The sequence below is a fragment of the Saccharopolyspora indica genome (genome assembly GCF_027853965.1).
GTDB classification, from domain to species: Bacteria; Actinomycetota; Actinomycetes; order Mycobacteriales; family Pseudonocardiaceae; genus Saccharopolyspora; species Saccharopolyspora indica.
The window spans coordinates 48,017-71,933 of sequence record NZ_JAQGLB010000018.1; the positions used below are offsets into that span (position 1 = coordinate 48,017).

Sequence of the window (23,917 nt, forward strand, 5' to 3'; positions counted from 1 at the left end):
TGCGGTGGGCGGCCACCGCCGCCGGGCGGGATCTGGGTGCGGGCCACCGACGACGTCGTCGGCTCGGTCGCGGGAGTGCGGATCGGTCAGCCACCCACCAGCAGCGCGGGCGGCACCAGACCGGTCGCGCCGGCGACGAACTCCGTCAGCTGGTCGGCGAAGAGCTGGTGCCCTGCGACGCTCGGGTGCAGCCCGTCCGGCGCCCACATCCGCGCCTCGGACCACTCCGGGATCGCGGTCACGTCCAGGCAGAGCGTGCCGGTCGCGGCGGTGATCTCCCGCAGGACGGAGTTGGCCTCGGTGAACCGCTCCCGCAGCAGGTTCCGGAAGACCTCGGGAACCGCCAGGTTCTTCGGGATGTCGGGGTAGGCCGCGGTGAACACCGTGGTGTCCACGCCGCGGAGGCTGGCGTAGATGGTGCCCAGGTTGCGCCGGAACCGCTCCGGGTCGTAGTCGCTGACGAGGTCGTTGACCCCGACGATCACGCCGATCATCGGGGGTTTGCTCGCCAGCACGGCGGGCAGCTGCCCGTCGACGACGTCCTGGGTGGTGGCCTGGTGCTTGCCGAGGTTGAGCACGCCCCGGTGCGCGATGCCGAGCCGGTCGGCCAGCCGGGGCACCCAGCCGTGGAACGGGCCGTCGAGGTCGGGGTCACCGCGGCCCTCGACGAAGCTGTCCCCCAGCGCTGCCATTCGGAATGCCGGCATGTGTGCTCCTTCGCTCTCTTCGCCACGAGTCCTCAGCGGGGCGACAGGATTCGCTTCTCCACCGGGAAGTCCACCTCGTCGTAGAGCTTCTGCAGCTGGTCCACCGCGAAGAACTCGTCGCCGTGGATGCCACCGGCGAGCATGTTGAAGAACCGGCGCTTGAAGCCCTCGCTCATGCTGGTCGCGCGGAACACCGCGTCGAAGTACGGCGTGAGCTCCAGCGTGGAGATGCTGCAGGTCATCGCGTAGGAGCCCTGGCTGTCCTCGTCGCGGAGCTTGACGTACTCGGCCACCGCCTCGTCGATCGGGCGCTGCCCGGACAGGCCCTCGTGCAGCCGCTCGGCGAGCAGCTGCCCGTACTTCATCGCGTCGGTGATGCCCAGGCCGGTGAACGGGTCCCGGTGGTAACCGGCGTCACCGACCAGCGCCCAGCCGGGGCCGCTGGAACGCCGCCGGTAGTTGTCCGGGTACAGCATCGGGCGCAGCTGCTCCTCGCGCTTGCCGCTGTCCCGGAGCCGCTGGCCGAGTTCGGGGACGATGGCGTCGTAGACCGCGTGGAAGTTCTCCTCGGCGTTGGTGCGGAACTCGCGGAAGCGGTCCCGCCGCTGCATGACCGCGCACATCACCATGCCGTCGTTGGTGGGCCAGGTGCCGATCTGCTGGTGCTGGGTGTCGGTCTGGTGGTAGAAGCCCCACTCGACGCCGCTGAAGTAGCTGTAGTAGATGAAGCAGGCGGCGGGCACGACGTCGTAGAAGTCCGCGTTCACGAGTTCGGCGACCTTGGAGTTGCGGCCGTCGGCACCGACCACGAACGAACCGCGGAATTCCGTCAGCCCCGAATCGTCACCGGACCGGCCGCGGATTCCGGTGGCGCGGCCGTGCTCGTCGAAGACCAGTTCCTCGACGGTGAAGTCCTCGATCACCTCGGCACCGGCCTCGCGCGCGGCGTCGACGAGGATCTTGTCCAGCACCGTGCGCCGCGGGGCGTAGACCTCGGTGATCCCGTCGACGGGATCGGCGAAACCGCCCAGCTCGATACCGGCGTAGGAGAAGTTGAGCCGGCGGATCGGCGGCACCCCGGTGGCCACCAGGCGGTCGAGCAGGCCCCAGCTCTTCAGCAGGGACAACCCGGACTGCTGGATGTAGTGGGTCGAAATCGTGTCGCTGGGAAAGGTGGCCCGGTCCACGACCAGGACCCGGTGGCCCTTCCTGGCGAGCAGCATCGCCAGCGGGGATCCCGCGCAGCGCGCACCAACAACGATAACGTCGTACATGTGGGAACTCCCGTCATCAACCGGGCGGGGAACTCGGCGGCCCATTCCGGCAGCCGCACTCGAATCCTCTTGCCTCGGCACAAATCCGGTCAACAGCTGCGGTCCGCGCGCATCGCGCGATAGCCCGGGGCAATCGGCGCGACCGATATCAAGGCCTGCCCGCCCGGACGATTTACCGCGGAATTGTCATCGCGTTCACCTGAGTGCGCACATCTTCGTGCCACCAGGCCAATTTACGGCTATCCGGAATCACTTCGCGTACATCGAGTCGATCACTTCGGCGTGATCCCGTTCGATCACCTTGCGGCGCAGCTTCATCGACGGGGTCAGCTGACCGGCGGCGAGCGCGAAATCGGTCTCCAGCACGCGGAACTCGCGGATCGACTCCGGCCGCGAGACGAGCCCGTTCGCCTCCTCCACGGCCGACCGCAGCTCCGCCACCAGGCCCGCGTCGCGGCCCCATCCCGGGGTTTCCAGGTCCACCCCGCGCGCACCGGCCCACGCCGCGATCGCGACCGGGTCCACGGTGATCAGCGCGGTGGCGAACGGCCGGTCGTCACCGACGACCATGCAGTTGCTCACCAGCGGGTGCAGCCGGACCCGGTCCTCCAGCTGGGCGGGCGCGATGTTCTTGCCCGTGCTGGTGACCAGGATTTCCTTGCGGCGCCCGGTGATGTAGAGGTACCCGTCCTCGTCGAGGCGGCCGAGGTCACCGGTGGGCAGCCAGTCCGAGGTCTGGGCGTAGGTCGCCGTGGGGTCGCCCTCAGCGGCACCGGGCCAGTAGCCGGGCGTCACGTTCAGCCCGCGCACCAGGACTTCGTCCTCTTCGGACAGCGCGACGGAAACACCGGGAACCGGGAATCCACCGCTGTTGAGCCGGTTGTCCTCCAGCGGGTTGATGGTCACCGCGGTCGCCGCCTCGGTCAGCCCGTACGCCCCCAGGACGTGCACGCCGATCCCCCGGAAGAACATCGCCGTCGTCTCGTCCAGCGAAGCGCCTCCGGAGATCACGTGCCGCCACCGCCCGCCGAGAGATTCGCGCAGCTCGGCGAACAGCGTGGCGTCCAGTTCGGCGAACTCGTCGCTGATCTCCGCGGGGATCTCCGCACCGGCGAAGCGCGCCCGCCCGGCCGCGATCGCGACCTGCTCCGCGGTGGGATCCAGCCCCATCCCGCGGGCCGCCTTGCGGATCTTCTCCAGCGCGTAGGGCACGAGCCCCATCAGGCTGGGGCGGAACGTGCCGAACGCGCCGAGCAGCTCCGGGAACCCCGACAGCAGACCGGTTCGCGTTCCCGCGTAGAGGCAGGCGACCAGGATGGTCCGGCCGAAGATGTGCGACAGCGGCAGCACGAGCAGCGTCGCGGCCTGCTCGCCGCCGCTGGTCCGCCACGTCTGGCCGAGGTGCTCCACGCTGGCGGCGGAGGCGGCGAACATGTTGCGGTGGGTGAGCATGCACCCCTTGGGCATGCCGGTCGTGCCGCTGGTGTAGACGATGGTCGCCAGGTGGTCCGCCCGCACCTGCGCGCGCCGTTCCTCGAAGAGCGCGCCGTCAGCGGTGGTCACCGCTTCTTCGCGCCAGCGGTCGAGCTCGGCGAAGCCCCACACCCGCAGGTCTCCTCCGCCGATGCCGGCCAGTTCCCGTTGCTGCTGCTCGGTTTCGGCGAAGCACCACGCGGCACCGGAGTCGGTGACGATGTGCCGGACCTGCTCGGCGGAAGCCGTGGGGTAGATCGGCACCGTGATCGCACCCACGCTCAACGTGGCCAGGTCCGCCAGGACCCACTCGTACCGGGTGCTCCCCAGCACCGCGACCCGGTCCCCGCGCCGCACTCCAGCACCGATCAGGCCGCGGCCCACGCGCCGCACGTCCTCGGCGAACTCGCGGCAGGTGATGTCCTGCCACTGCCCGTCCACCTGCCTGCTGAGCAGAGGCAGGTCCGGCCGCAGCCGGGCGCCTTCCGCCACGACGTAGGAGAGCCCTTGATCACCGGGCAGTTCCAGGCCCCGGGCACCGCTGCTTTCCCGCACCACTGATCACCTTCACCGTCTTCGTCGGACACCGCACGTGCGCGTGATAAAGCCGTTGTGCTGCAGCCCTTCCGGCTGCCGGGATCGCCGCTCGACGTGCGGGTGCGCGGTGGACGTGCGGACGCGCACGGAGCTCAGGCCGTCGTCACGCGGCGACTCTTCCCTGCTGGGACACACCATCGTGCCGATCGTGATCCTATTGTCGTTTCCCTGCGGTGCCAGGGCAATCACGCTCTCCCTAACGCGCGGTTGGCATGTCCTATTGCGGTCCGGCCGGAAAGCACGAGGCGCACCGCGCGACGGTTCGCGCGGTGCGCCTCGATCGGCTCCGGTGCTAGCGGCGGGCGGCCTCGCTCCTGATCCACCGGCCGATGTTGTCCGCCACCGCGCCGCTGTCCTTGATCCAGGCGAAGTGGTCCAGGTTGTCGACCACGCCGGAGGTCTCGTCCCAGTGCCACCGGGTCACCTTCGCGCCGGGGATCCGGGTGCGCAGGAAGTCGACGTTCGACCGCGGGCCGAGCTCGTCGTGCTCCAGGGAGATCGCCAGCACCGGAGCGGAGAGCTGCCGGAGCAGCGGGGCGTAGTCCCGCTTCGAACCGCCCAGCCGGTACCGGCCGGTCAGGTTCTGGTGGCACCAGTCCGTCATCACGCGCCCGGCCACCGGGGCGGGCACGAACATGCCGCCCGGCCAGCGACCGCGCAGCTTGGACACCAGCCCGATGACGCGCCCGTTGAGCAGGACGCCCAGCCGCCGCTCGGCCGGGAACGCCCGCCAGTAGACGCTTCCCGCGGCGAACAGGCACAAGCCGGTGACGTGCTCGGGGTTCGCAGCGGCGTACAGCAGCGCGGTCTGCCCGCCCAGGCTGTGGCCGAAGAGGTACAGCGGCGCCCCGGGGAAGCGCTCGGCGACGGCCCCGACGATCGCGGGCAGATCGGTCTCCACGATCTCGCGGTACCCGAAGTTCGGGCTCTCCTCCAGCGGCGGCGTGCTCTCCCCCTGCGCGCGCAGATCGGTCGTGGCCACCGACAGGCCCTGCGCGTGCAGCGCCTTCACCAGCGGGTAGTAGAACTTCGCCTTCATCGCCATGGCGGGCAGGACCAGGACGACCGGGGCGCCGGGATCCTCCTGCGCCCGGACGCGGACCACGAACCGGACGCCGTCCTCGGGCGCCACCTCGATGGCTTCGAGCGCCTGGAAGCCCGTGGAAGGCGCCTGCCGTGCGGGGTCGGACATGAGAACTCCTTGGTGCGGTGCCGGAAACGTCAGTCCGCGGTGATGTTGCAGACGCAGTCGAAGGAGAACCTCGCGACGAGGACGTCGTTGTCGTCGTAGCACAGCGCCTTGGTGTCGATGTCGAACTTCTCGGTGTCGTTGCGGCTGAGCACGCCGGCGGCCACGCGCTCGTCCACGGTGGCGACGGCGCGGATGCGGCCGATCGCCGGCTTGAGGAAGGTGCTGCGGGAATCGCGGACGACGAACCGGGTCACACCGGCCAGCCGCGGCGCCATCCTGCCCACGAACGCCGAGGCGCTGGCGATGTCGGCGGCCAGGAACAGCGCGCCCGCGTGCACGCTGCCCATGTGGTTGTTCATCTCCTCCCGGGCGGGGATCTCGACGACGGCGCGCTCCGGCCCGAGCTCGGTGATGCCGACGCCGACGTGCACGCTGAAGGGCACCATCCGGTCGGTGATCTCGCGCAGCTTCTCGTAGTCCGGAGTGCCGGTGCCGTACTGCGCCAGCGGCCCGAACAGGCTTGCCGATTCCTGTGCCATGACAACCATCCCTACGGTGTGGTGAACGTTTCGCCCGGTGCTCAGGCCGCCGGGATGTCGACGACGTAGTCGAGGGAGAACTTCGCCACGGCGACGTCATCGTCGTCGTGCAGCCACGCCTTGCCGTCCAGGTCGAACTTCCCGGAGACGCGGCCCGCCAGCACGTCCGCGACGGTTCTCGGATCCAGGGTCGCGATCGCGCGGAGGCGGCCGAACCCGGGCTTGAGGAACTTCGAGGTGCTGTCGCGCAGGATGAACAGCTTCACCCGCGTGATCACCGGGGCGAAGGCCCCGCCGAAGGCCATCGCCCCGGCCAGTTCGGCCGCGAGGAACTGCGCGCCCGCGTGCACGCTGCCCATGTGGTTGTTCATCCGCTCGTCCGCCGGGATCTCGACCACGCCCCGCTCCGGGCCGATCTCGACCATGCGGGTGCCCACGTGATTGCTGAACGGCACCATCGTGTTCGCGTGCTCGCACATCTTCCGGTAGTCCGGGCCGGTGCCGTCCGGCGAGCCCGCGTAGGGCGCGAATCCCTCGAACACGTCCTGTTTCAACTGCTGCCCCACGTGTGCCGTCCTCCGGGTGCGCGTGAATATCCGAACGTCGTCAGGGCGAATACTTCTGCGGTGCACCGGAAATCGTCAACAGCGTCCGCGGACCGGCATCGGGCGATTGTTCCGGCCTATTGCCGGATGCCACCGCTGCGGCCGCGGCAGCTACACCTGCACCGGCTCCTCACCGGGCACCGCGGCCCGCGATTCGACGCAGTCCAGGAACAGCTCGATCAGCGGATTCGCCCGCCCGCGCTTCCACACCACGTAGAGGTCGATCGTCGGCACCGGGTCGTAGAGCCGCACCGGCACCGTCCGCACGCTCCCACCGATCTGCCTGCCGCGCACCGCGGAGGCGAAGCCGATGACCGGCTTGACCGATGCCACGATCGCCACCGCGCCCGGGTCGTCGATCTCGTACTCGACGTTCAGCGTGATGTCGCTGCTGGAGGCCGCACCGTGGATCGCGTCGTACATCGCCGGGCACTGGTCCCGCCGGAAGAGGATGCAGGGCTCGTGCGCGAGCTCGCTGAACGACGCGCCCGGCCGGTCGGCCCACTTGTGGTTCGGCCCGACCACCGCGACGAGCGGGAACCGCGACAGCGGACGGCACTCGAACTCGGCGCCGACCGCGCGCCCGTAGACCATGGCGACGTCCACCTCACCCGCCCGCAGCGCCTGCAGCTGGGGGCCGGTGCGCATCTCGTGCAGCATGACGCCCACGTTCGGGTGCTCGGCGTACATCTTCGACAGCACGGCGGGCAGGACGTGCTGCCCGGCGGCGAAGTTGTAGCCGACGTTGATGGTCCCGGAGCGCCCGGCCGCCGCTTCACGCGCCGTCTGCGCGGCCTTGTGCGCCTGCGCCACGATCGCGCGGGCCTGCTCCCGGAAGACCTTGCCCGCCGGGGTCAGCCGCACTTCGTGCGACGTGCGGGCGACCAGTTCGGTGCCCACGCTGCGCTCCAGTCGTTGCAGTTGCTGGCTCAGCGAGGGCTGGGCGAGGTGCAGCCTGGCCGCCGCCCGCCCGAAGTGAAGTTCTTCGGCGATCGCTAGAAAGGATTCGAGGTGCCTGAATTCCACGTTGCCCCCCGGGGCCGCGGTGTCGGACAGCTTCCTGCACCGCGGGACGGTATCCAGCTCCGGGGAACACCTGGTGAACCGCTGGCCGCCAGTGGTCGATCATGGCCGCTCCGGGAAGCCGAAACCGCAGCGTGCAAGATGCTGTGACGTTCGACACACAGCCCTCAAGGTGCGCCCGGCCAGGCCTGACGCCGAGAAGCCCGCGCCCCTCGGCGCCGACCCGCGCGCCCTACCCGCCGACGCCGATGCGCGCGCCGGGCTCGGCGAGCTGGATCGGTCCGTCGAAGGACTCCGCCGCGCCGGAGCGCAGGCCCTCCAGGTCGTCCTCGTCGGCCGAGGCGAAGTGGGTCAGCACCAGCCGCCCGACCCCGGCCTTCGCCGCCACCACACCGGTGTCCGCGCCGGACAGGTGCCCGTGGTCGCCGGTCTCCGGCTCCGCCAGCGTCGCCTCGGCGAGCAGCACGTCCACGTCGGCGGCCAGGTCGTAGAGCGCGGGGGTCATCCCGGTGTCCCCGGTGTAGGCGAAGGTCCCCGTCGGGGATTCGACGCGGACGCCGCAGGTCGGAATCGCGTGCCGCATCTCGTGCATCGTCAGCTCGGCGTCCCCGACGGAGTGCACCTCGCCCGGCGCGTACTCGTGCACGTCGAAGGCGAGCTCGAAGGCCTTGTCCAGCATCGGGAAGGTCCGCACCGGGAACAGCCCGGCCCAGCGCGCGAGGAGATCACCCGATCCGCGCGGCACGAACAGCTGGACGGGGGCGAAACCGGATTCCGCCAGCCGCTCGACGCAGGCGCCCGGCTCGTGCGCGAAGTCGCTGAGCAGCGCCTTGCCGATGGGCAGCAGGTCGTAGCAGTGATCGGAGTGGAAGTGGCTGATCACGATGGCGTCCAGGCCCGCGGGCCGGACGACCGAGCTGAGCGCGGTGGCGATGCCAGGCCCGCAGTCCAGCAGCAGGCGGCTGGTCCCGGTCTCCAGCAGATAACCCGAACTCGCCTGACCATCGGCAGGCATTCCCGCCCGGCAACCCAGCACGGTGAGCCACATCCTGTTTTCCTCCTGAGAATCCCGGCCCGTTGCCGCGCAACGGCGATTTAGCGGATTTTTCCGCAAACCCCCAGGAGCGACAAGCACCTCCCCCGGTTTACCGAATTGATTTCCACTATCGGCCGATAGCCGACTCCACCAGGAGAGGTGTCAAGAACGATTCTCGTCTCAGGCGATTGGAATCGCCAATCGCATGCTCGCCCACGCCGATCCCGCACCACCGCGGCAGTTCCGAATCGGTCGTGCACTCCCGCCAATCGCCCCTGGCCAGCGACAACGACACCGGCCACCGGGAAGCCCGGGGAAATTCACGGCTTTCCGGGCGTTCACCGGAAAGCCACCCGGCCATGCTCCAATTGCCCCGTCGCCCTTCCCGTCGGCGGCGAACCGCGCGGGACGGCGACATTCGCGACACCACCGGGGCTTCCCAAAACGGCACGGCGATGTGCCGCACCCCGATCCACCACCGGAGGAATAGGACCACCAGTGAGCCGAATCCGACTTGAGGGACTGACCAAGAGGTTCGGAAATGCCCGGCGCGGCAGCACCGCCGCGGTGGACTCGGTCTCGCTCGACATCAGCCACGGCGAGTTCGTGGTGCTGCTGGGACCGAGCGGGTGCGGGAAGTCGACGCTGCTGCGGATGATCGCCGGGCTCCTCCCGCCGAGCGCCGGGCGCCTCCTGCTGGACGACCGCGACATCACGCACGTCCCGCCGAAGGACCGCGACCTGGCGATGGTGTTCCAGAGCTACGCGCTCTACCCGCACCTGCCCGTCGCGCGGAACCTGGGCTTCCCGCTGCGCACCCGGGGCTGGTCCCGCGCGGCCATCGACCGCAAGGTCACCGAGGTCGCCTCGGTGCTCGGGCTCGAAGAGCTGCTCAAGCGCCGCCCCAAGGAGCTCTCCGGCGGCCAGCGGCAGCGGGTGGCGCTGGGCCGCGCCCTGGTGCGCGATCCGGGCGCCTTCCTGATGGACGAGCCGCTGTCCAACCTGGACGCGAAGCTGCGCACCGCCACCCGCACCGAGCTCACCGCGCTGCACCGGCAGCTCGGGTCGACCTTCCTCTACGTCACGCACGACCAGGTGGAGGCGATGACGATGGCCACCCGGATCGCGGTGCTCGACAAGGGGCGCCTGGAGCAGGCCGGGACGCCGTCGGAGGTCTACGACACCCCGGCATCGGTGTTCGTCGCCGGGTTCATGGGATCGCCCCCGATGAACCTGCTCGACGCCCGGCTGGAGAGCCGCGACGGCCGGGTGCACGTCACGGCCCGCGACATCGACGTCCCGCTGGAGCACCCGGCCGACGAGCCCCCGTCCCGCGATGTCGTGCTCGGCGTCCGGCCCGAACACCTGACGATCGCAGGCGAGCGAGTGCCCGAGGGCCCGCGATTCCGCGGTGCGGTCGATGCGATCGAGAACCTCGGCAACGAGGAGATCGCCCTGTGCTCGGTGGGCGGTGCCCGGCTCGTCGCCCGCGGACCGCGCCCGCTGGGCCTGCGCGCGGGCGAGAACGTCACCTTCACCACGAGCCCGCACCACGTCCACCTCTTCGACCCGGCTTCCGGCCGCCGGCTGGTCTGGCGCGATCCGGAACCGGAGGTGATCACCGTGAACCGCGAGCTCGACGTCCCCGCGGTGTGAAGCGGCCCCAGCACTCCCCAGACGACCGCTCGGCCGGATGCGGCCTGCCGAACTTCCCGCACACGAGGAGAACCCGATGAGAACAACGCGCGCCCTCCGCGGCTTGGCGGCCGCCGCCGCGCTGGCGCTGACCACCTCCGCCTGCGGAATCGGCGGGATGGGCAGCACCGATCCCGCCACCACCGCACCCGTCGAGCGGGCCCCCGAGCTGCGGCCCGACCAGCAGGTCTCGATCGTGTTCGAGAGCTACAACTTCGGCCAGGCCGGGGCGTGGACGGACACCTTCAACGAGCTGATCGACGAGTTCCAGCAGCAGCACCCGAACATCACGGTGACCGCGCAGAAGCCGCAGGGCAACAGCCCGAACCCGGTGTCGGACACCGTCTCCAGCGTGCAGAACCAGCTGCTGACCGGCAACCCACCGGACGTGGCGCAGCTCGGCTTCAGCGAGCTCGACTTCACCGTCAACCAGCTCCGCGCCAAGCCGCTGGACGACCTGGTGGGGCGCGAAGCCGTGCAGGCCAACTTCGACGGGCCCGGCCACGCCTACGACCGGTCCGCGCGGACGCTCGGCGACTGGGAGGGCAAGACCTACGGCGTGCCGTTCGTCTTCTCCACGCCGGTGCTGTACTACAACGCCACGCTGTTCCAGCAGGCCGGGCTCGACCCGGCGAAGCCGCCCGCGACCTGGGCCGAGGTCGAGCGGGCGGGTCTGGCCATCAAGGCCGCCACCGGCAAGGACGGCGCCTACTCCGACTGCCTGACCGAGGCCACCAAGGACTGGTGCTTCCAGTCCATGGTGCGGTCCAACGGCGGCCGCGTGCTCTCCGCGGACCGCAAGTCGCTGACCTTCGCCGACCCGGCCTCCGTCGAGGTCGTCGAGGCGGCGCAGCAGATGGTGCGCTCCGGCGCGACGCCGGTGCTCGGCCAGCGGCAGGCCTACGAGGGCTTCGGCCGCGGCGAGATGGGCATGATCCTCGAATCCAGCTCCCTGCAGGGCAACTTCGAGAAGGCCGCGCGGGGCAAGTGGGACCTGCGCGCCGCGCCCATGCCCGGTTTCGACGGCAAGGCCACGGTGCCGACCAACTCCGGCGCGGCGTTGTTCGTGCTGTCCGAGGACCCGGCCAAGCAGCGCGCGTCCTGGGAGCTGATCAAGTTCCTGACCAGCCCGGAGGCCTACCAGCTGATCGCCACCAAGATCGGCTACCTGCCGCTGCGCACCGGCCTGCTCGGCGACCCCGCGGGCCTGAAGCCGTGGGCCGAGCAGAACCCGCTGGTCCAGCCCAACATCGAGCAGCTCGCCCGGCTGGAACCGTGGGTGTCGATGCCCGGCGTCAACTACCAGCAGATCCGCGACGGCATGATGGCGGCCGTGGAGAAGAGCGTCTACCAGGGCGCTGATCCGGAGGCGACGCTGCGCGAGGCGCAGGAGCGGGCGTCGGGCCTGCTGCCGAAGGGCTGATCCGGTGACGACCGCTGGAGTTCCGGACCACACCCTCATCCAGTTGAGCGATGCGCACGTCCTCCCCGCCGGGGAGCTCCAGCACGGCGCGGTGGACACCTTCGCCAACCTGGAGGCCGCCCTCAGCACCGTGGCGGCCTCCGGGGTCACCGCGTCCGCGCTGCTGCTCACCGGCGACCTGACCGACGACGGGTCGCCCGCCGCGTACCGCAGGCTGCGCGATCTCGTCGAACCCGCCGCCGAGCGGCTCGGTGCCCGCCTGATCTACCTGATGGGCAACCACGACGAGCGCGCCGCCTTCCGCCGCGAGCTCCTCTCGACCGAGGGCACCACCGAACCGCACGACGCGGTGCACTGGGTCGGCGGGCTGCGCATCATCGTGCTCGACACCACCACGCCCCACCGCCACGACGGCCGCCTGGAACCGGCGCAGCTCGACTGGCTCCGCGCCGAGCTGGCGCAACCCGCGCTGCACGGCACGATCCTGGCGCTGCACCACCCGCCGCTGCCGTCGGCCGTGCCGCCGGTGCACCTGCTGCGGCTGCACGACGCGGAACGCCTGGGCGAGGTCATCGCCGGAACCGACGTCCGGATCATCCTCTGCGGGCACAACCACGCCACCGGGTGCGGCGCGCTGGCGGGCGTCCCGGTCTGGGTGTCGCCGGCGTGCGCCAACCAGATCGACCCGCTGGCGACGGGCCGCCTCCGCGGCGTGCCCGGCAGCGGGCTGAGCCGCATCGACGTGTTCGGCCGGACCGTCACCGCCACGGCGGTCCGGATCGAGACCCCGCCGCCGGTCTACGACCTCGCCGAATCCGCCGCGCTGAGCCGGATCCGCAGCAACTTCGCCGAATTCCCCCTCCCCGAATCGGAATGAACGCCGTGTTCGTCGAAATCCCCGCCCCCGCACCGGTCACCGCACCACCGGCCGCGCAACGACCAGCACCGCTGAAGCGACTCCTGCGCGCCGCACCGCCCTACCTCTACCTGGCGCCGGGGCTCGTGCTGCTGATCATCTGGACCTACCGGCCGCTGCTGCAGACCGCGCAGCTGTCCTTCTTCTCCTGGAACCTGCTGCCCACCTCGCCGATGGTCCCGGTGGGCACCGCCAACTACGAGCAGCTGCTCGGCGCGCCCGAACTGGGCAACGCGGTGTGGAACACCGTCCTGGTCATCGCCGGGCTGCTGCCGTTCACGGTGGTGATCCCGGTGGTCGTCGCGCTGCTGACCCGCCAGGTCGGCGGTCGCCTCCGGGAGCTGCACCGGGCGCTGATCTTCGCCCCGATGCTGGTCGCGCCGGTGGCCAGCGCGGCGGTGTGGCAGTGGCTGCTCGATCCCCGCTCCGGCGCGGTGAACCGGCTGCTGGGCACGGAGGTCAACTGGCTCAACGAGAGCGCGCCCGCGATGGTCTCGATCATCGGCATCACCGGCTGGCACCTGCTCGGCTTCGCCGTGCTGCTGGTCTCGGCTGGCCTGGCGGGCATCAACGACGACTACGCCGCGGCGGCCCAGCTCGACGGCGCCTCGCGCTGGCAGGTCACCCGCTGGATCACCCTGCCGCTGCTGTCGCCGACCCTGGTGTTCCTGGTCCTGATGACCGTGCTGCTCGGCGCGCAGTGGACGTTCCCGCTGATCGACACCCTCACCCAGGGCGGACCGGCGGCGGCCACCACGCACATCTACTACCTGCTGTGGGACTACGGCTTCCACAGCCACCAGGCCGGTCTCGGCGCGGCGGCGGGCGTGATCTTCTTCGCGGTCTTCGGCGTCGTCGCCCTGTTCCTGGTGTGGCTGGCCGACCGCATCAGCTTCCACGACGACTGACCGCCGCGGGCGAGAGTAGGCGAACGACCTCATGACGATGTCCACAATGGAATCCGAGACGACGGCGGGCGTCGAGGAGGGCCCGGAGCACGGGCAGCCCGACGTCCCGGTCGGATCCCGGAGCCGGTCGCGGGCGATCCTCGGCAACGTGCTCCTCGGCGCGATGGGCGTCCTGTGCGTGCTGCCCATCTACTGGATGTACGCGACGTCCCTGCGCGCCCCCGGCGACGTGCTCTCGCTGTCGCCGCTGCCGTGGCCGATGTCGGTGGAGAACTACACCGACGCGTGGCACAAGATCCCCATCGGCCGCATGCTGTGGAACACCTTCGCGGTGGCGCTGGTGACGGCGCTCGGCCAGCTGCTCACGGGGTTGTTCGCGGCCTACGCGTTCGCGGTGTGGGAGTTCCGCGCCAAGCAGTTCCTGTACCTGCTGTTCGTGGGCACCTGGCTGGTCCCGTTCCAGGTGGCGATGCTGCCCAACTACGTGCTGCTGTTCCAGCTCGGCGTGCTCAACACGATCGCGGGCGTGATCGTCCCGTCGCTGTGCTCCGCGCTGAGCGTCCTGATGCTCCGCCAGCACCTGCGCAGCTTCCCCAAGGAACTCCTGGACGCGGCCAAGATGGACGGCCGCTCCTCCTGGGCGACGCTGTGGACCGTGGTGGTGCCCAACCTGCGCCCGGCCCTGGCCGCGCTGGGCATCCTGCTGTTCGTCCAGGCCTGGAACGAGTACTTCTGGCCGGCGCTGGTCCTGCAGCGCACGAACGCGATGGTCCAGCTGGGAATCCGCAGCTTCATGGGAACCGAGGGCAACGACTGGGGCCCGCTGATGGCGACGGCGGGCCTGGCCTGCCTGCCGGTCTTCGCGATCTACCTGGTCCTCCAGCGCCAGGTGGTCAACGCCTTCGTCCGCTCCGGCCTCAAGTAGCGCCGTTCACCCCTCCGGCGGCCGGGGTGGTTCGGCGGCGATGCGGTTGAGGGTCGCCAGGTGGTGGGTGAAGGCCTGGCGGCCGGTGCCGGTGAGGGCCAGCCAGGTGCTCGCGCGGCGGCCGATCCGGGCCTTGGTGACCTTGACGTAGCCGGCCTGCTCCAGCGCGGCCACGTGTTGCGAGAGAGTCGAGTCGCTGACCTCGACGGCGTCCCGGATGAACCGGAACTCCGCCTGCTCCACGCCGCTGAGCGCCGCCACCACGGAGAAGCGCACCGGGGAGTGGATGACCGGGTCGAGCTCGCGCCGCGGGTGGCTCATCGGAGCATCCTGACCACCACCGCCGCGACGAAGAACGGGATCGACAGGCCGAGCGCGGCGATCGCCCACGGCAGCACCTCGGTGCCGAACTGCCACCGCACCAGCGGGCCCACCATGACCAGGTAGGCGCCGAACCACGCCACGAACGCCACCATCGTGCAGGCGGTCGCCTTGATGGGCACGACCGTGCGCTGCGCGGCCCACCAGGAACCGAGCATCAGGCACACCGACCACGCGCCGATGACCAGGGAACGGGCGAACCCTTCCGCGAACACGGTCTCGATGAGGGTGAGCTCCGCGGCGGATACGACGCCGAGCGCCACCAGGTACCAGCTGAACCACCACCCGGCACCGGCGGTGCGGGCGCGTAACTCCTCGGCCTTCGCGAGGCTCTCAGCAGCGGTGGCTTCGTTGGCCATGACCTGCCCTCCCATGTCCAGGTGGTTACTTTAGGACATCTAAAGCGGTTGCCACCCACTAAAGCACACGAGGCGGATGCGGGGCACGCTGATGATAAATCTCTTGAAAGAAAGATGACATTCGTCGCTATTCTTTCGAGCAAGAGACTTCCGTTCGAAGGTTTCAGGAGTAGACTGTCTGCAGCAACACCCGTCCCCCGAGGAGCAGCAGTGAGCAGCACCCGCCCAGACCCGCGCACCGACGACGACGAGATCATCACCTGGTGGGGTCTGGTCATCGAGGGCTACCACGTCACCCAGGGCAAGCTGACCGCCGCGATCGCCGAGGAGTTCGGGCTCGCCCCGGCCTCCTTCGACATCCTGCTGCGCCTGGTGCGCTCTCCCGAGCACCGGATGCCGATGACCAAGCTCGCGCACGAGGCCGCGCTCAGCAGCGGCGGCTTCACCAAGGTCGCCGACCGGATGGCCAAGGCCGGCCTGATCCGCCGCGAGCCGTGCGAGACCGACCGCCGCGTCACCTACGCGGTGCTCACCGAGCACGGCCTGGACATCGCCCGGCGCTCCCGCAAGACCGCCGCCGAGGTGCTGCGCAAGCACGTGCTGGCGCCGCTGGGCGAAGCCGACTCGGCCGCCCTCGCCGAAGCGATGCGCACGCTCCGCCAAGCCAACAGCTGACGCCCCGCCACGAACCGCCCCGGAGGAGCTCTTCCTCCGGGGCGGTTCGCCGTCCGGAGCAGGCCTCGACCCATCGTCCACTGTGGATTTGTTCAGTCCCGGTTTTGCCGGGCATTCACCAGAATTCACATCTTCGAATGTCAGTCACATACTTGACACCATTCACATACTGACCTACTTTCAGATTCGAAGGCCGGGGCGTGACGCGGCATCCGCGTCCACCGACCGGGGGTTCGCTCAGGTCTGGCGGCGGGAGCGAACCCCCACCCGGCCGCTCCCCCGTCTACCGTGTGCGGTGTGCATCCCACGGAAGAACCAATGCCGCCGCAACGAATCCTGGTCACCGGCGCCGCAGGGCTGGTCGGCGCGATGCTGCGCACCCGCCTGGCCCGGCCGGACCGCGTCCTGCGCCTGCTCGACATCCAGCCGCCCGCCGCCGCCGGACCCGGCGAACGCGTCGAACTGCGCACCGCGGCGATCACCGACCCCGAAGCGGTCCAGCAGGCCTGCGACGGCGTCGACGCCGTCATCCACCTCGCCGGGCGCAGCAGGGAACACACCTGGGAGGAGATCCTCTCGACCAATGTGGACGGAACCCGGAACCTGCTGGAAGCGGCGCGCAAAGCCGGTGTGCCGCGGGTGATCCTCGCGTCGAGCAACCACGCCACCGGTTTCCTGCCCGTCGCCGGTGCGGGCGAGGCGGGCTTCCCCGACGACGCACCACCCTGCCCGGACACCTACTACGGGTTCAGCAAGGCCGCGATGGAGGCGCTGGGCAGCCTCTACCACTCCCGGTTCGGCATGGACGTGATCTGCTTGCGCATCGGGGCCTGCACGGCGCGGCCCAACGACGAGCGGGACCTGTCGATCTGGCTGTCCCCGGACGACGCCGGGCGGCTGTTCGAGGCCTGCCTGACCACTCCCTCCCCCGGATTCCGGGTGGTGTGGGGAGTTTCCCGCAACACCCGGCGGCTGTTCTCGCCCAACGGTGCCGAGCAGATCGGCTACCACCCCCGCGACGACGCCGAGGAGCACGCCGCGGAGGTGGTGCCGAACCGGCCCGGCGCCGAACGGGACTACCTCGGCGCTTCGTTCACCACCCTCCCGCTGGGCGAGCCCGACTGAGGAGCGACATCGGCGTAGCCGGTGCCCACCTTCGCGTCGGCCAGGTAGGCGGTCGCCTCGCCGCGGACCCCGTCGGACCGGTACACACCCCACTTGTCGGTCACGAAGTCCGCGCGCAAGGTGGCCGCCGGCGCCTGCTGCTGTCCATTGAGGAGCTGCTCCTCGCCGTTGTACCAGAAGCGGACCCAGCCCTCGCCCGGATCGCTGGAGACGTGCACGCCGACGACGAAGCTGTTCCAGCTCCCCCGGGGCAGCGGGATCTCCCACAGCCGCGTGGTCTTCATGTCCGGGTCGGCGTACTCCAGGTCCAGCACGTCACCGCGGGCGCGCAGCGACAGCGGCGGGGTCGCCGCGCCGGATCCGTAGTCCTTGAGCTGCCACAGCGCCACCCACTCGCCCTCGGCCGTGGGCAGCGGATCCCACATCGACCGCCAGCCGATGTAGTAGGTGTCGCCCTCGGTGAACCGCAGCCGGTCGCCGTCCGGCGTGCGGTGCCCGCGCGTCTCCACCCGGACCCGCTCGGAGCCCTGCTGCTCACCGGAGGTGTGCAGCCGGTACACCGAACCGTGCTCGCCGAGCGGGTCGTCGACGACGTCGATGCTGCCCGGCTTCTCCTCCACACCTTCGAAGACCGAGGTGCCGCGCGAGGTCTCGGCTTCCCACGAAGTCGCCGGAACCGAGATCGCCGAGCCCGGCAGGAGCACCGCAGCAGCGATCGCGATCCCCGCGCACAGCAGCCGCCGCACCGCGATCACCCGACCCGTTCGCGCACCCACACACCGGCCGGCTTGAGCTGGTCGGTGCCGGGGTACGGGCCGGCGTCGCAGGTGCCCTCCTTGAACACCGCTCCGGAGCGGGCGTCGTCGGAGAAGTTCCAGTTGGTCCAGCTGATGTTCTTCTCGGCCATCAGGTCGATGTAGCGCTGCGCCATGTCGAAGTCGTCGCCGCCGTCACCGGTGGCCTCCTGGGTGCCGAACTCGGTGACGAACATGGGCAGCTGGTCGGCGGCGCGGGAGAGCGTGTTCAGGTACTCCTCGCCGTGCGAGGCCGCGTAGAAGTGGAAGGTGTACATGATGTTGTCGGCGTTGACCGGGTTGTCGACGATCTCCTTCTCGTCGGCGCCCTCGGACACCCCCAGCGACGACCAGGCGCGGGTGCCCACCAGCACCACCGAGTCCGGGTCCTGCTCCCGGATCACCGGGATCAGCTCCTCGGCGTAGCTCTTGATCTCGCCCCACTCGACGCCGCTGGGCTCGTTGGCGATCTCGTAGAGCACGTTCGTCTTGTCCTTGTGGCGCTGGGCCACCTCGGTGAAGAACGTCTTGGCCCGCTCCAGGTTGTAGTTCGGGTCGCCCGGGTCGAGCATGTGCCAGTCGATGATCGCGTACATGCCGCGCTCGGTGGCCTCCTCGACGTAGTTGTTCACCATCTCGGTGAACTTCGCCGGGTCGTCCTCGTAGCCGCCTTCCTGGATGTACATGGAGATCCGCAGGACGTCGGCCTGCCAGTCCTGGGCCAGTGCGTCCAGCGACTGGTCGTTGACGCACTGGCTGTACCACTGCAGGCCGTGCGTGCTCATCCCGCGCAGCTGCACGGGCGCTCCGCTGTCGTTGCACAGCGTCATGCCGCACACCGACAGAACCCCGTTCTGCGCAACGGGATCGAGCTCAGCCGGGATCGTCGTCCCCGGTGCGGCGGCTTGGGCCGCGGTACCGGTCATGAGCAGGGTCGCGGCTACTGCCGCCGCGCGGACACAGTTCTGCCACCTCATCGGCGTCTCCTCGGTCGAAGGCGATTCTGGCGGCGGGAAATCGGAAACTAAGTTCCCAATTGCGGGCCACGATAGCGACCGCGGAGAAAAACCGTCAATACCCCCCAACAGGGGACTTGCCAACCGGAGGCGGAAGAATCCCCGCTGGTCAGGCCGACACTCGTCCGTCCGGGTGAGGCACCGTGCCGCGACCGGCCACCGCCGCGACGACCGCCTGCCCGGCCGCGGCGCCGCACATCAGCACGAGCGGCGCCTGCCAGCCCGAGCCCGCGGTGCGCAGCAGCCCGAACAGGACCGGCCCCACCGCCGCCAGCAGGTAGCCGATCGACTGCGCCATCGCCGACAACGCACCTGCCGCAGCGGCATCCGGCGCGCGCAGGCCGAGGAACGCCAGGGCCAGCACGAGACAAGCTCCGCCACCCAGCCCGAGCAGCACGCTCCACAGCACCGCCCACCCCGGCACGGCGAGCAGGCCGAGGTAGCCGACCAGCACGACCAGCGAGCACACCACCGACACCGCGCGCTGATCACGCGCTCCGCGCAGCACGGCGGGCACGGCGAGGCTCGTCAGCACCGCGACCGCCTGGAACAGGAACAGCATCCACCCCGCCGCGGCCGCGCTCCTCCCGCTGTCCTGGAACACCTGCGGCAACCACGTCACGGCGACGTAGAAACCCAGCGACTGCAAGCCCATGAACGCCGTGACCGCCCACGCCAGCGCCGACCGCCACGGCAACCGGGGCCTGCGGACTTCCGCCGAGGCACGCGGATTCCGCCACTGCGGGAGCCACAACGCGATCGCCGCCACGGCGAGCACGATCCAGCACCCCAGCGCGGTGGACCACCCGCCCGGCGCGACCTGGCCGATCGGCACCGCGATCCCGGAGGCCACGGCGGCGACACCGCCCATCACGGTGGCGTACGCGCTGGTGAGCAGACCCACTGACGCCGGGAAGTCGCGCTTGATCAGGCTCGGCAGCAGCACGTTGCCCACCGCGATCCCGGCCCCGATCAGCGCGGTGCCCGCGAACAGCGGGCCCGCGGCCGGGAACCACCTGACCGCGATGCCCAGCGCCAGCACCCCGAGCGCGATCCCGAGCAACCGCTCCGGGCCCCAGCGCGCAGCCAGGCGCGGCACCACCGGCGACACCGCCGCGAACGCCAGCAACGGCAACGTGCTCACCAGCCCGGCCGCTGCCGGGGCCAGGCCCAGATCGTCCTGCACGCGGTCCAGGACCGGCCCGACACCGGTCAGCGCCGGGCGGAGGTTCGCGGCCACCACCAGCAATCCCCACACCAGCAGCACCCGACCGGCCCGCGGCCGTCCGGGCTCCACCAACGCGCTCATCTCGACAACCACCACCGTGGACAGCACTCCGGCAACGAGGAGAACCGATCGGTCCACATTGGATCGCGACCGTTCTCGGCGCCCACCAGGGTGCGGCCCCGCCGCCGCGACGACCAGACCGTGCTCTGGATGGCCCCAGCAGGGCCACCCCGGGCTCTGCGAGATCAGCGGGAACGGCCATATGCTCACGAGCATGGGCACGCCGTTGGGGGACTTCATCCGGGCCAAGCGCGACAGCACCCAGCCGGAAGCCCTGGGGCTTCCGGCCCGTGGCAACCGCCGGGCACCAGGTCTGCGCCGCCAGGACCTCGCCGCGCGCGCCGGGATCAGCGTCGAGTACCTGACCCGCATCGAGCAGGGCCGGGACCGCAATCCGTCGGCGGCGGTGGTCGACGCGCTCGCGGACGCGCTCGGATTGGCCCTCTCGGAGCGAAACCACTTGCGCTACCTCGCGAAGCTCACCGGCAGCACGTGCCCGGCCGACCTGCGACCCGCACCACCGCCCCGGCACGTGCGCGCGCCGGTGCTGCGGACGCTCCAGCTCCTCGAACCCGGCATCGCCATCGTGACCAACCGTCTCGGCGACGTCCTCGCCCGCACCAGCGGATTCGAGGCGATCACCAGCGGCACCGGGCTGCTCGACGCCGACCGGCCCAACCTCACGCGGTACGTCTTCACCGATCCGCGCGCCCGGACGTTCTTCGCCGACTGGGAGGTCGTCGCCGACGAGCAGGCCTTCGACCTGTGGTTGGCGCCGTCCGTCGAGACCTCCGAGTGGCTCACCGCGGAGCTCTCCCCCATCGCCGGTCCCGACTTCACCCGGCGGCTGAAGCGCCACGTGGTGCCGAACCGCGCGACGCTGCGGCTCGACCACCCGGCCGGGCACCGGCTCCGGTTGCTCCGGGAAACCCTCGAACTCCCCGCCGACGCCCAGCAACTCGTCGTGTTCCACCCGGCCGACGAACCGACCGCGCAGGCCGTGGACCGCCTGCGCCGCCCGCTCCGGTCCATCTCCTGACGCGCGCTCAGGTCAGGGCGTCGACTCCGGTCAGCGACCTGCCGATGATCAGCTTCTGCACCTGGCTGGTGCCCTCGTAGAGGGTCAGCACCCGGGCATCGCGGAGGTACTTGCCGACCGGGTACTCGTCGATGAAGCCGTACCCGCCGAAGACCTGCAGCGCGTTGTTGGCGACGCGGACCGCGGTCTCGCTCGCGTGCAGCTTCGCCATCGACGACGCGGTGGTCAGCTGCTCGCGGGACACCCCGCGCTCGGCCAGCGCCGCCGCGCGCAGCGTCAGCAGCCGCGCCGCCTCGACCTCCACCGCGGAATCCGCCAGCAGCTCCTGCACCAGCTGGCGGGAGGCGATCGGCTTGCCGAACTGGATCCGCTCGCCCGCGTAGCGGGTCGCCGCGCTCAGCGCCGCCTGCGCCACCCCGACCGCGCCCGCCGCGACCGAGATCCGGCCCTTGGTCAGCGCGCCCAGCGCGATGCCCAGCCCCTTGCCGACCTCGCCGAGCCGCGCCGAATCCGGCACCCGGACCTCGTCGAGAACCAGCTCCGCGGTGGCCTGGCCGCGCAGGCCGAGCTTGCCGTGCACGGTGTTGGCGGTGAACCCGGGCGAGTCGGTGGGCACCAGGAAGGCGGTGATTCCCCGGCCGCCGTCGTCGCTGGTGCGCGCGAACAGCAGGGCCACCTTCGCCCAGGTCCCGTTGGTGATGAACATCTTCTGCCCGGTGATCACCCAGTCCTCGCCGTCGCGGCGCGCGCGGGTGGTCAGCGAGCCCGGGTCGGAGCCCGCGTCGGGTTCGGTCAGCGCGAAGCACCCGAGTGCCTCACCCCCGGCCAGCTGCGGCAGCCAGCGCTGCTTCTGCTCCTCGGTGCCGTGGCCGGCGATGGACTTGGCGACCAGTCCCAGCGACACCGACACGATGCCGCGCACGGAGGAGTCGCCGCGCCCGAGCTCCTCGATCACCAGCGCGTAGCTGATCATGTCGGCCTCGACGCCGCCGTGCTCCTCGGGCAGCGTCAGGCCGAGGAAGCCGAGTTCGCCGAGCTTGCGCACGATCGCCAGGTCGACCTCCTCGCGGCGGTCCCACTCCCGCACGTGCGGCACGATCTCGGCGTCGACGAACTGCGCCGCCATCTCCTTGAACGCGATCTGGGTGTCGGTGAGTTCGAAGTCCACGGTGTTCCTCTTGGTTCTCGGTGTTGCTGCCCGCAGGTGGCCTCCGTGAGCGTTTCGGGGCGCTCCGGCACCCCGAAGCGCTCACGGCCCCCGCCCCGGCTCGTCAGGTGAGCAGGTCCTGCGGTGTGGTGCCGGTTCCGGTGAGCTCCAGGCCGAGCTCGGCGCGCTCGACCAGCCAGCGGCTGGGCCGGTAGCGCGGGTCGCCGGTGGCCGAGTGCAGCGCGCGCAGGACCGACAGCACCCGGCGCGGCCCGACCTGCTGGCCCCACTCCAGGGGACCGCGCGGGTAGCCCAGGGCGATCCGCACCGCGGTGTCGATGTCGGCCGGGTCGGCCAGGCGCTGCTCGGCGATGAAGCAGCTGGTGTTGACGATGGCGGCGAGGATCCGCTGCGCGACCATGCCAGGGCTGTCGCGCACCACGGTCACGGCGCGGCCGGTCGCGGCCAGCGCGGCCCAGGCCGATCGCGCGAACTCCACGTCGCAGGCCGGGTGCACGGACAGCGTCCAGCGGGCCTCGGTGCTCAGCGGGTCGACTCCGCACACCCGCGCCACCGGCAGATCGGCGGATCGCGCGGCGGTGGCCGCGCTGTGGCCGTGCGGGGTCACCAGCACGACCGCCTCGGCGGAGGGCTCCGGCGCGCGCTCCACCTCGACGCCCGCGGCGGCCAGCACGTCGAGCAGGTCCGCGCTGTCCGACCAGACCGGGCGCGCCACCGCCTCCGGCGCCTGCGGCTCGGGGGCCTCCTGCTTGACGCCGTCGGCGTAGCGGTAGAAGCCCTCCCCCGTCTTGCGGCCGAGCAGCCCGGCTTCCAGACGGGTGCGCGTGATCGGCGACGGGCGCAGCCTCGGGTCGCCGTAGTAGCCGGTCCAGATGCTCTCCATCGCCGGGTGGGTGACGTCCAGCCCGGTCAGGTCCATCAGCTCGAACGGGCCCATCCGCAGGCCCAGCACGTCGCGGCAGATCCGGTCCACGTCCGAGGTGCTCGCCACGCCTTCGGACAGGATCTGCAGCGCTTCGGTGACCAGCCCGCGGCCGGCGTGGTTGACCAGGAAGCCGGGCGTGTCGGTGGCGCGCACCGGGGTGTGGCCCAGGCGCCGCACCAGCGCCAGCAGCGCGTCGGGGATCCACTCGGCGGTCCGGGCGCCGGGGATGACCTCCACCAGGCGCATCAGCGGCACCGGGTTGAAGAAGTGCAGCCCGGCGAGCCTGCTCGGATCGGCCAGCGCGGTGGCGATGGAGGTGACCTGCAGCGAGCTGGTGTTGGTGGCGAACACGGTGCGCGCCGGGCAGATCTTCTCCAGCTCGGCGAACAGCTCGCGCTTGGTGGTCAGGTCCTCGCGGACCGCCTCCACGACCAGGTCGCACTCGGTGGGCGCCAGCGGGCTGTCCACCGGGCGCAGCCGGTCGCGCGCGGCCGCCGCCTGCTCGGCGGTCATCCTGCCCTTGCCCGCCAGCTTGTCGAACATCCGGCCGATCTCCTCGACCGCGGTGCGCACCGCTTCGGTCCGCGCGTCGGCGAGCTCCACGGTCAGGCCGGCCGCCGCGGCGATCTGCGCGATGCCGCGCCCCATCACCCCGGTGCCGATCACCCGCACCGCGTTGACCTGCTCCGCCCACTGCATGGTCGACCTCCCGAAAGGTTGCCCTCGACGCACCTTCGCACGACACGCCAAGACCGTCCAATACTGAATTGCCCGGTCAGTGATATCCGATCGAACATAATCGCCGCGTGTTCCGGAGCGCAACGGCGCTGTGCT

At 70.7% G+C, this 23,917-nt stretch carries 23 protein-coding genes; 8 read left to right on the forward strand and 15 right to left on the reverse strand.

Translation table 11 applies throughout. The features are described 5' to 3' along the window. Nucleotides 1–86: 86 nt before the first annotated feature. From OU416_RS30290 to OU416_RS30325, 8 genes are all read right to left on the reverse strand, one after another. Nucleotides 87–707 (reverse strand): SGNH/GDSL hydrolase family protein, encoded by a 621-nt coding sequence (locus tag OU416_RS30290; RefSeq protein WP_270930464.1) that lies wholly within the window; start codon nucleotides 705–707, stop codon nucleotides 87–89. A gap of 32 nt (nucleotides 708–739) precedes the next feature. Then, nucleotides 740–1,981 (reverse strand): NAD(P)/FAD-dependent oxidoreductase, encoded by a 1,242-nt coding sequence (locus OU416_RS30295; RefSeq protein ID WP_270930465.1) that lies wholly within the window; start codon nucleotides 1,979–1,981, stop codon nucleotides 740–742. 249 nt (nucleotides 1,982–2,230) lie between these two features. After that, a complete protein-coding gene (locus OU416_RS30300) occupies nucleotides 2,231–4,009 on the reverse strand; it encodes an AMP-dependent synthetase/ligase (RefSeq protein ID WP_270930466.1) in 1,779 nt (592 codons plus the stop codon). A 334-nt stretch (nucleotides 4,010–4,343) separates the two neighbouring features. Then, nucleotides 4,344–5,243, reverse strand: coding sequence for an alpha/beta hydrolase family protein (locus tag OU416_RS30305; RefSeq protein ID WP_270930467.1), 900 nt, complete (start codon nucleotides 5,241–5,243; stop codon nucleotides 4,344–4,346). A 29-nt stretch (nucleotides 5,244–5,272) separates the two neighbouring features. Next, nucleotides 5,273–5,782: a PaaI family thioesterase gene (locus tag OU416_RS30310; protein WP_270930468.1), complete on the reverse strand. Its 510-nt coding sequence runs from the start codon at nucleotides 5,780–5,782 to the stop codon at nucleotides 5,273–5,275. 41 nt (nucleotides 5,783–5,823) lie between these two features. Then, nucleotides 5,824–6,348, reverse strand: a complete 525-nt coding sequence (locus tag OU416_RS30315) for a DUF4442 domain-containing protein (RefSeq protein WP_270930469.1) — start codon at nucleotides 6,346–6,348, stop codon at nucleotides 5,824–5,826. A gap of 150 nt (nucleotides 6,349–6,498) precedes the next feature. Next, complete coding sequence (locus tag OU416_RS30320) at nucleotides 6,499–7,413, reverse strand: LysR family transcriptional regulator (protein WP_270930470.1); 915 nt, start codon at nucleotides 7,411–7,413, stop codon at nucleotides 6,499–6,501. Nucleotides 7,414–7,642: 229 nt separating this feature from the next. Further along, on the reverse strand, nucleotides 7,643–8,458 hold the full coding sequence (locus OU416_RS30325) for an MBL fold metallo-hydrolase (protein ID WP_270930471.1): 816 nt from the start codon (nucleotides 8,456–8,458) through the stop codon (nucleotides 7,643–7,645). Nucleotides 8,459–8,944: 486 nt separating this feature from the next. On the opposite strand from OU416_RS30325, the gene OU416_RS30330 reads away from it, so the two are divergent. The 5 genes from OU416_RS30330 to OU416_RS30350 all read left to right on the forward strand — a co-directional run bounded on the left by OU416_RS30330 (nucleotide 8,945) and on the right by OU416_RS30350 (nucleotide 14,313). After that, nucleotides 8,945–10,102, forward strand: coding sequence for an ABC transporter ATP-binding protein (locus tag OU416_RS30330; RefSeq protein ID WP_270930472.1), 1,158 nt, complete (start codon nucleotides 8,945–8,947; stop codon nucleotides 10,100–10,102). Nucleotides 10,103–10,178: 76 nt separating this feature from the next. Beyond that, nucleotides 10,179–11,564 carry an ABC transporter substrate-binding protein gene (locus tag OU416_RS30335; RefSeq protein WP_270930473.1) on the forward strand — a complete coding sequence of 462 codons (1,386 nt, stop codon included), beginning with the start codon at nucleotides 10,179–10,181 and terminating at the stop codon, nucleotides 11,562–11,564. A 43-nt stretch (nucleotides 11,565–11,607) separates the two neighbouring features. Next, nucleotides 11,608–12,441, forward strand: coding sequence for a metallophosphoesterase (locus OU416_RS30340; RefSeq protein WP_270930474.1), 834 nt, complete (start codon nucleotides 11,608–11,610; stop codon nucleotides 12,439–12,441). Further along, complete coding sequence (locus OU416_RS30345; protein ID WP_270930475.1) at nucleotides 12,438–13,388, forward strand: carbohydrate ABC transporter permease; 951 nt, start codon at nucleotides 12,438–12,440, stop codon at nucleotides 13,386–13,388. Before OU416_RS30340 ends, OU416_RS30345 begins: the two co-directional genes overlap by 4 nt. Before the next feature lie 46 nt (nucleotides 13,389–13,434). Next, nucleotides 13,435–14,313, forward strand: coding sequence for a carbohydrate ABC transporter permease (locus OU416_RS30350; protein WP_270930476.1), 879 nt, complete (start codon nucleotides 13,435–13,437; stop codon nucleotides 14,311–14,313). Between the two features lie 6 nt (nucleotides 14,314–14,319). Here OU416_RS30350 and OU416_RS30355 read toward each other — a convergent pair whose 3' ends face one another. Next, nucleotides 14,320–14,634, reverse strand: a complete 315-nt coding sequence (locus OU416_RS30355; protein ID WP_270930477.1) for a winged helix-turn-helix domain-containing protein — start codon at nucleotides 14,632–14,634, stop codon at nucleotides 14,320–14,322. Continuing rightward, a complete protein-coding gene (locus tag OU416_RS30360; protein WP_270930478.1) occupies nucleotides 14,631–15,053 on the reverse strand; it encodes a hypothetical protein in 423 nt (140 codons plus the stop codon). The genes OU416_RS30355 and OU416_RS30360 overlap by 4 nt, the downstream gene beginning before the upstream one ends. Nucleotides 15,054–15,263: 210 nt before the next feature. On the opposite strand from OU416_RS30360, the gene OU416_RS30365 reads away from it, so the two are divergent. Next, a complete protein-coding gene (locus OU416_RS30365; protein WP_270930479.1) occupies nucleotides 15,264–15,728 on the forward strand; it encodes a MarR family winged helix-turn-helix transcriptional regulator in 465 nt (154 codons plus the stop codon). A gap of 318 nt (nucleotides 15,729–16,046) precedes the next feature. Then, nucleotides 16,047–16,853 carry an NAD-dependent epimerase/dehydratase family protein gene (locus OU416_RS30370; RefSeq protein ID WP_270930480.1) on the forward strand — a complete coding sequence of 269 codons (807 nt, stop codon included), beginning with the start codon at nucleotides 16,047–16,049 and terminating at the stop codon, nucleotides 16,851–16,853. On the opposite strand, the gene OU416_RS30375 is transcribed toward OU416_RS30370, so the two are convergent. The 3 genes from OU416_RS30375 to OU416_RS30385 form a co-directional block, all read right to left on the reverse strand. Further along, nucleotides 16,805–17,599 (reverse strand): heparin lyase I family protein, encoded by a 795-nt coding sequence (locus tag OU416_RS30375; protein WP_270930481.1) that lies wholly within the window; start codon nucleotides 17,597–17,599, stop codon nucleotides 16,805–16,807. The two genes, OU416_RS30370 and OU416_RS30375, sit on opposite strands and share 49 nt — an antisense overlap. A gap of 5 nt (nucleotides 17,600–17,604) precedes the next feature. Next, entirely contained in the window at nucleotides 17,605–18,624 is a 1,020-nt protein-coding gene (locus OU416_RS30380; protein WP_270930482.1) for a glycoside hydrolase family 5 protein, read from the reverse strand. Nucleotides 18,625–18,772: 148 nt separating this feature from the next. Continuing rightward, nucleotides 18,773–19,972, reverse strand: a complete 1,200-nt coding sequence (locus OU416_RS30385) for a CynX/NimT family MFS transporter (protein WP_270930483.1) — start codon at nucleotides 19,970–19,972, stop codon at nucleotides 18,773–18,775. A 193-nt stretch (nucleotides 19,973–20,165) separates the two neighbouring features. Between OU416_RS30385 and OU416_RS30390 the strand changes: the two genes are divergently transcribed. Then, nucleotides 20,166–20,990 carry a helix-turn-helix domain-containing protein gene (locus tag OU416_RS30390; protein WP_270930484.1) on the forward strand — a complete coding sequence of 275 codons (825 nt, stop codon included), beginning with the start codon at nucleotides 20,166–20,168 and terminating at the stop codon, nucleotides 20,988–20,990. 7 nt (nucleotides 20,991–20,997) lie between these two features. On the opposite strand, the gene OU416_RS30395 is transcribed toward OU416_RS30390, so the two are convergent. Both OU416_RS30395 and OU416_RS30400 read right to left on the reverse strand, forming a co-directional pair. Beyond that, nucleotides 20,998–22,158 carry an acyl-CoA dehydrogenase family protein gene (locus tag OU416_RS30395; RefSeq protein ID WP_270930485.1) on the reverse strand — a complete coding sequence of 387 codons (1,161 nt, stop codon included), beginning with the start codon at nucleotides 22,156–22,158 and terminating at the stop codon, nucleotides 20,998–21,000. 103 nt (nucleotides 22,159–22,261) lie between these two features. After that, a complete protein-coding gene (locus tag OU416_RS30400) occupies nucleotides 22,262–23,782 on the reverse strand; it encodes a 3-hydroxyacyl-CoA dehydrogenase (protein WP_270930486.1) in 1,521 nt (506 codons plus the stop codon). Between the last annotated feature and the right edge of the window lie 135 nt (nucleotides 23,783–23,917).

What these genes read in the sequence shown, in the direction of transcription:
- OU416_RS30385 (WP_270930483.1), bottom strand. Translation starts at nt 19,972, where the DNA reads ATGAGCGCGTTGGTGGAGCCCGGACGGCCGCGGGCCGGTCGGGTGCTG.
- OU416_RS30295 (WP_270930465.1), bottom strand. Translation starts at nt 1,981, where the DNA reads ATGTACGACGTTATCGTTGTTGGTGCGCGCTGCGCGGGATCCCCGCTG.
- OU416_RS30290 (WP_270930464.1), bottom strand. Translation starts at nt 707, where the DNA reads ATGCCGGCATTCCGAATGGCAGCGCTGGGGGACAGCTTCGTCGAGGGC.
- OU416_RS30335 (WP_270930473.1), top strand. Translation starts at nt 10,179, where the DNA reads ATGAGAACAACGCGCGCCCTCCGCGGCTTGGCGGCCGCCGCCGCGCTG.
- OU416_RS30360 (WP_270930478.1), bottom strand. Translation starts at nt 15,053, where the DNA reads ATGGCCAACGAAGCCACCGCTGCTGAGAGCCTCGCGAAGGCCGAGGAG.
- OU416_RS30390 (WP_270930484.1), top strand. Translation starts at nt 20,166, where the DNA reads ATGGGCACGCCGTTGGGGGACTTCATCCGGGCCAAGCGCGACAGCACC.
- OU416_RS30345 (WP_270930475.1), top strand. Translation starts at nt 12,438, where the DNA reads ATGAACGCCGTGTTCGTCGAAATCCCCGCCCCCGCACCGGTCACCGCA.
- OU416_RS30370 (WP_270930480.1), top strand. Translation starts at nt 16,047, where the DNA reads ATGCCGCCGCAACGAATCCTGGTCACCGGCGCCGCAGGGCTGGTCGGC.
- OU416_RS30380 (WP_270930482.1), bottom strand. Translation starts at nt 18,624, where the DNA reads ATGAGGTGGCAGAACTGTGTCCGCGCGGCGGCAGTAGCCGCGACCCTG.
- OU416_RS30310 (WP_270930468.1), bottom strand. Translation starts at nt 5,782, where the DNA reads ATGGCACAGGAATCGGCAAGCCTGTTCGGGCCGCTGGCGCAGTACGGC.
- OU416_RS30305 (WP_270930467.1), bottom strand. Translation starts at nt 5,243, where the DNA reads ATGTCCGACCCCGCACGGCAGGCGCCTTCCACGGGCTTCCAGGCGCTC.
- OU416_RS30325 (WP_270930471.1), bottom strand. Translation starts at nt 8,458, where the DNA reads ATGTGGCTCACCGTGCTGGGTTGCCGGGCGGGAATGCCTGCCGATGGT.
- OU416_RS30400 (WP_270930486.1), bottom strand. Translation starts at nt 23,782, where the DNA reads ATGCAGTGGGCGGAGCAGGTCAACGCGGTGCGGGTGATCGGCACCGGG.
- OU416_RS30350 (WP_270930476.1), top strand. Translation starts at nt 13,435, where the DNA reads ATGGAATCCGAGACGACGGCGGGCGTCGAGGAGGGCCCGGAGCACGGG.
- OU416_RS30355 (WP_270930477.1), bottom strand. Translation starts at nt 14,634, where the DNA reads ATGAGCCACCCGCGGCGCGAGCTCGACCCGGTCATCCACTCCCCGGTG.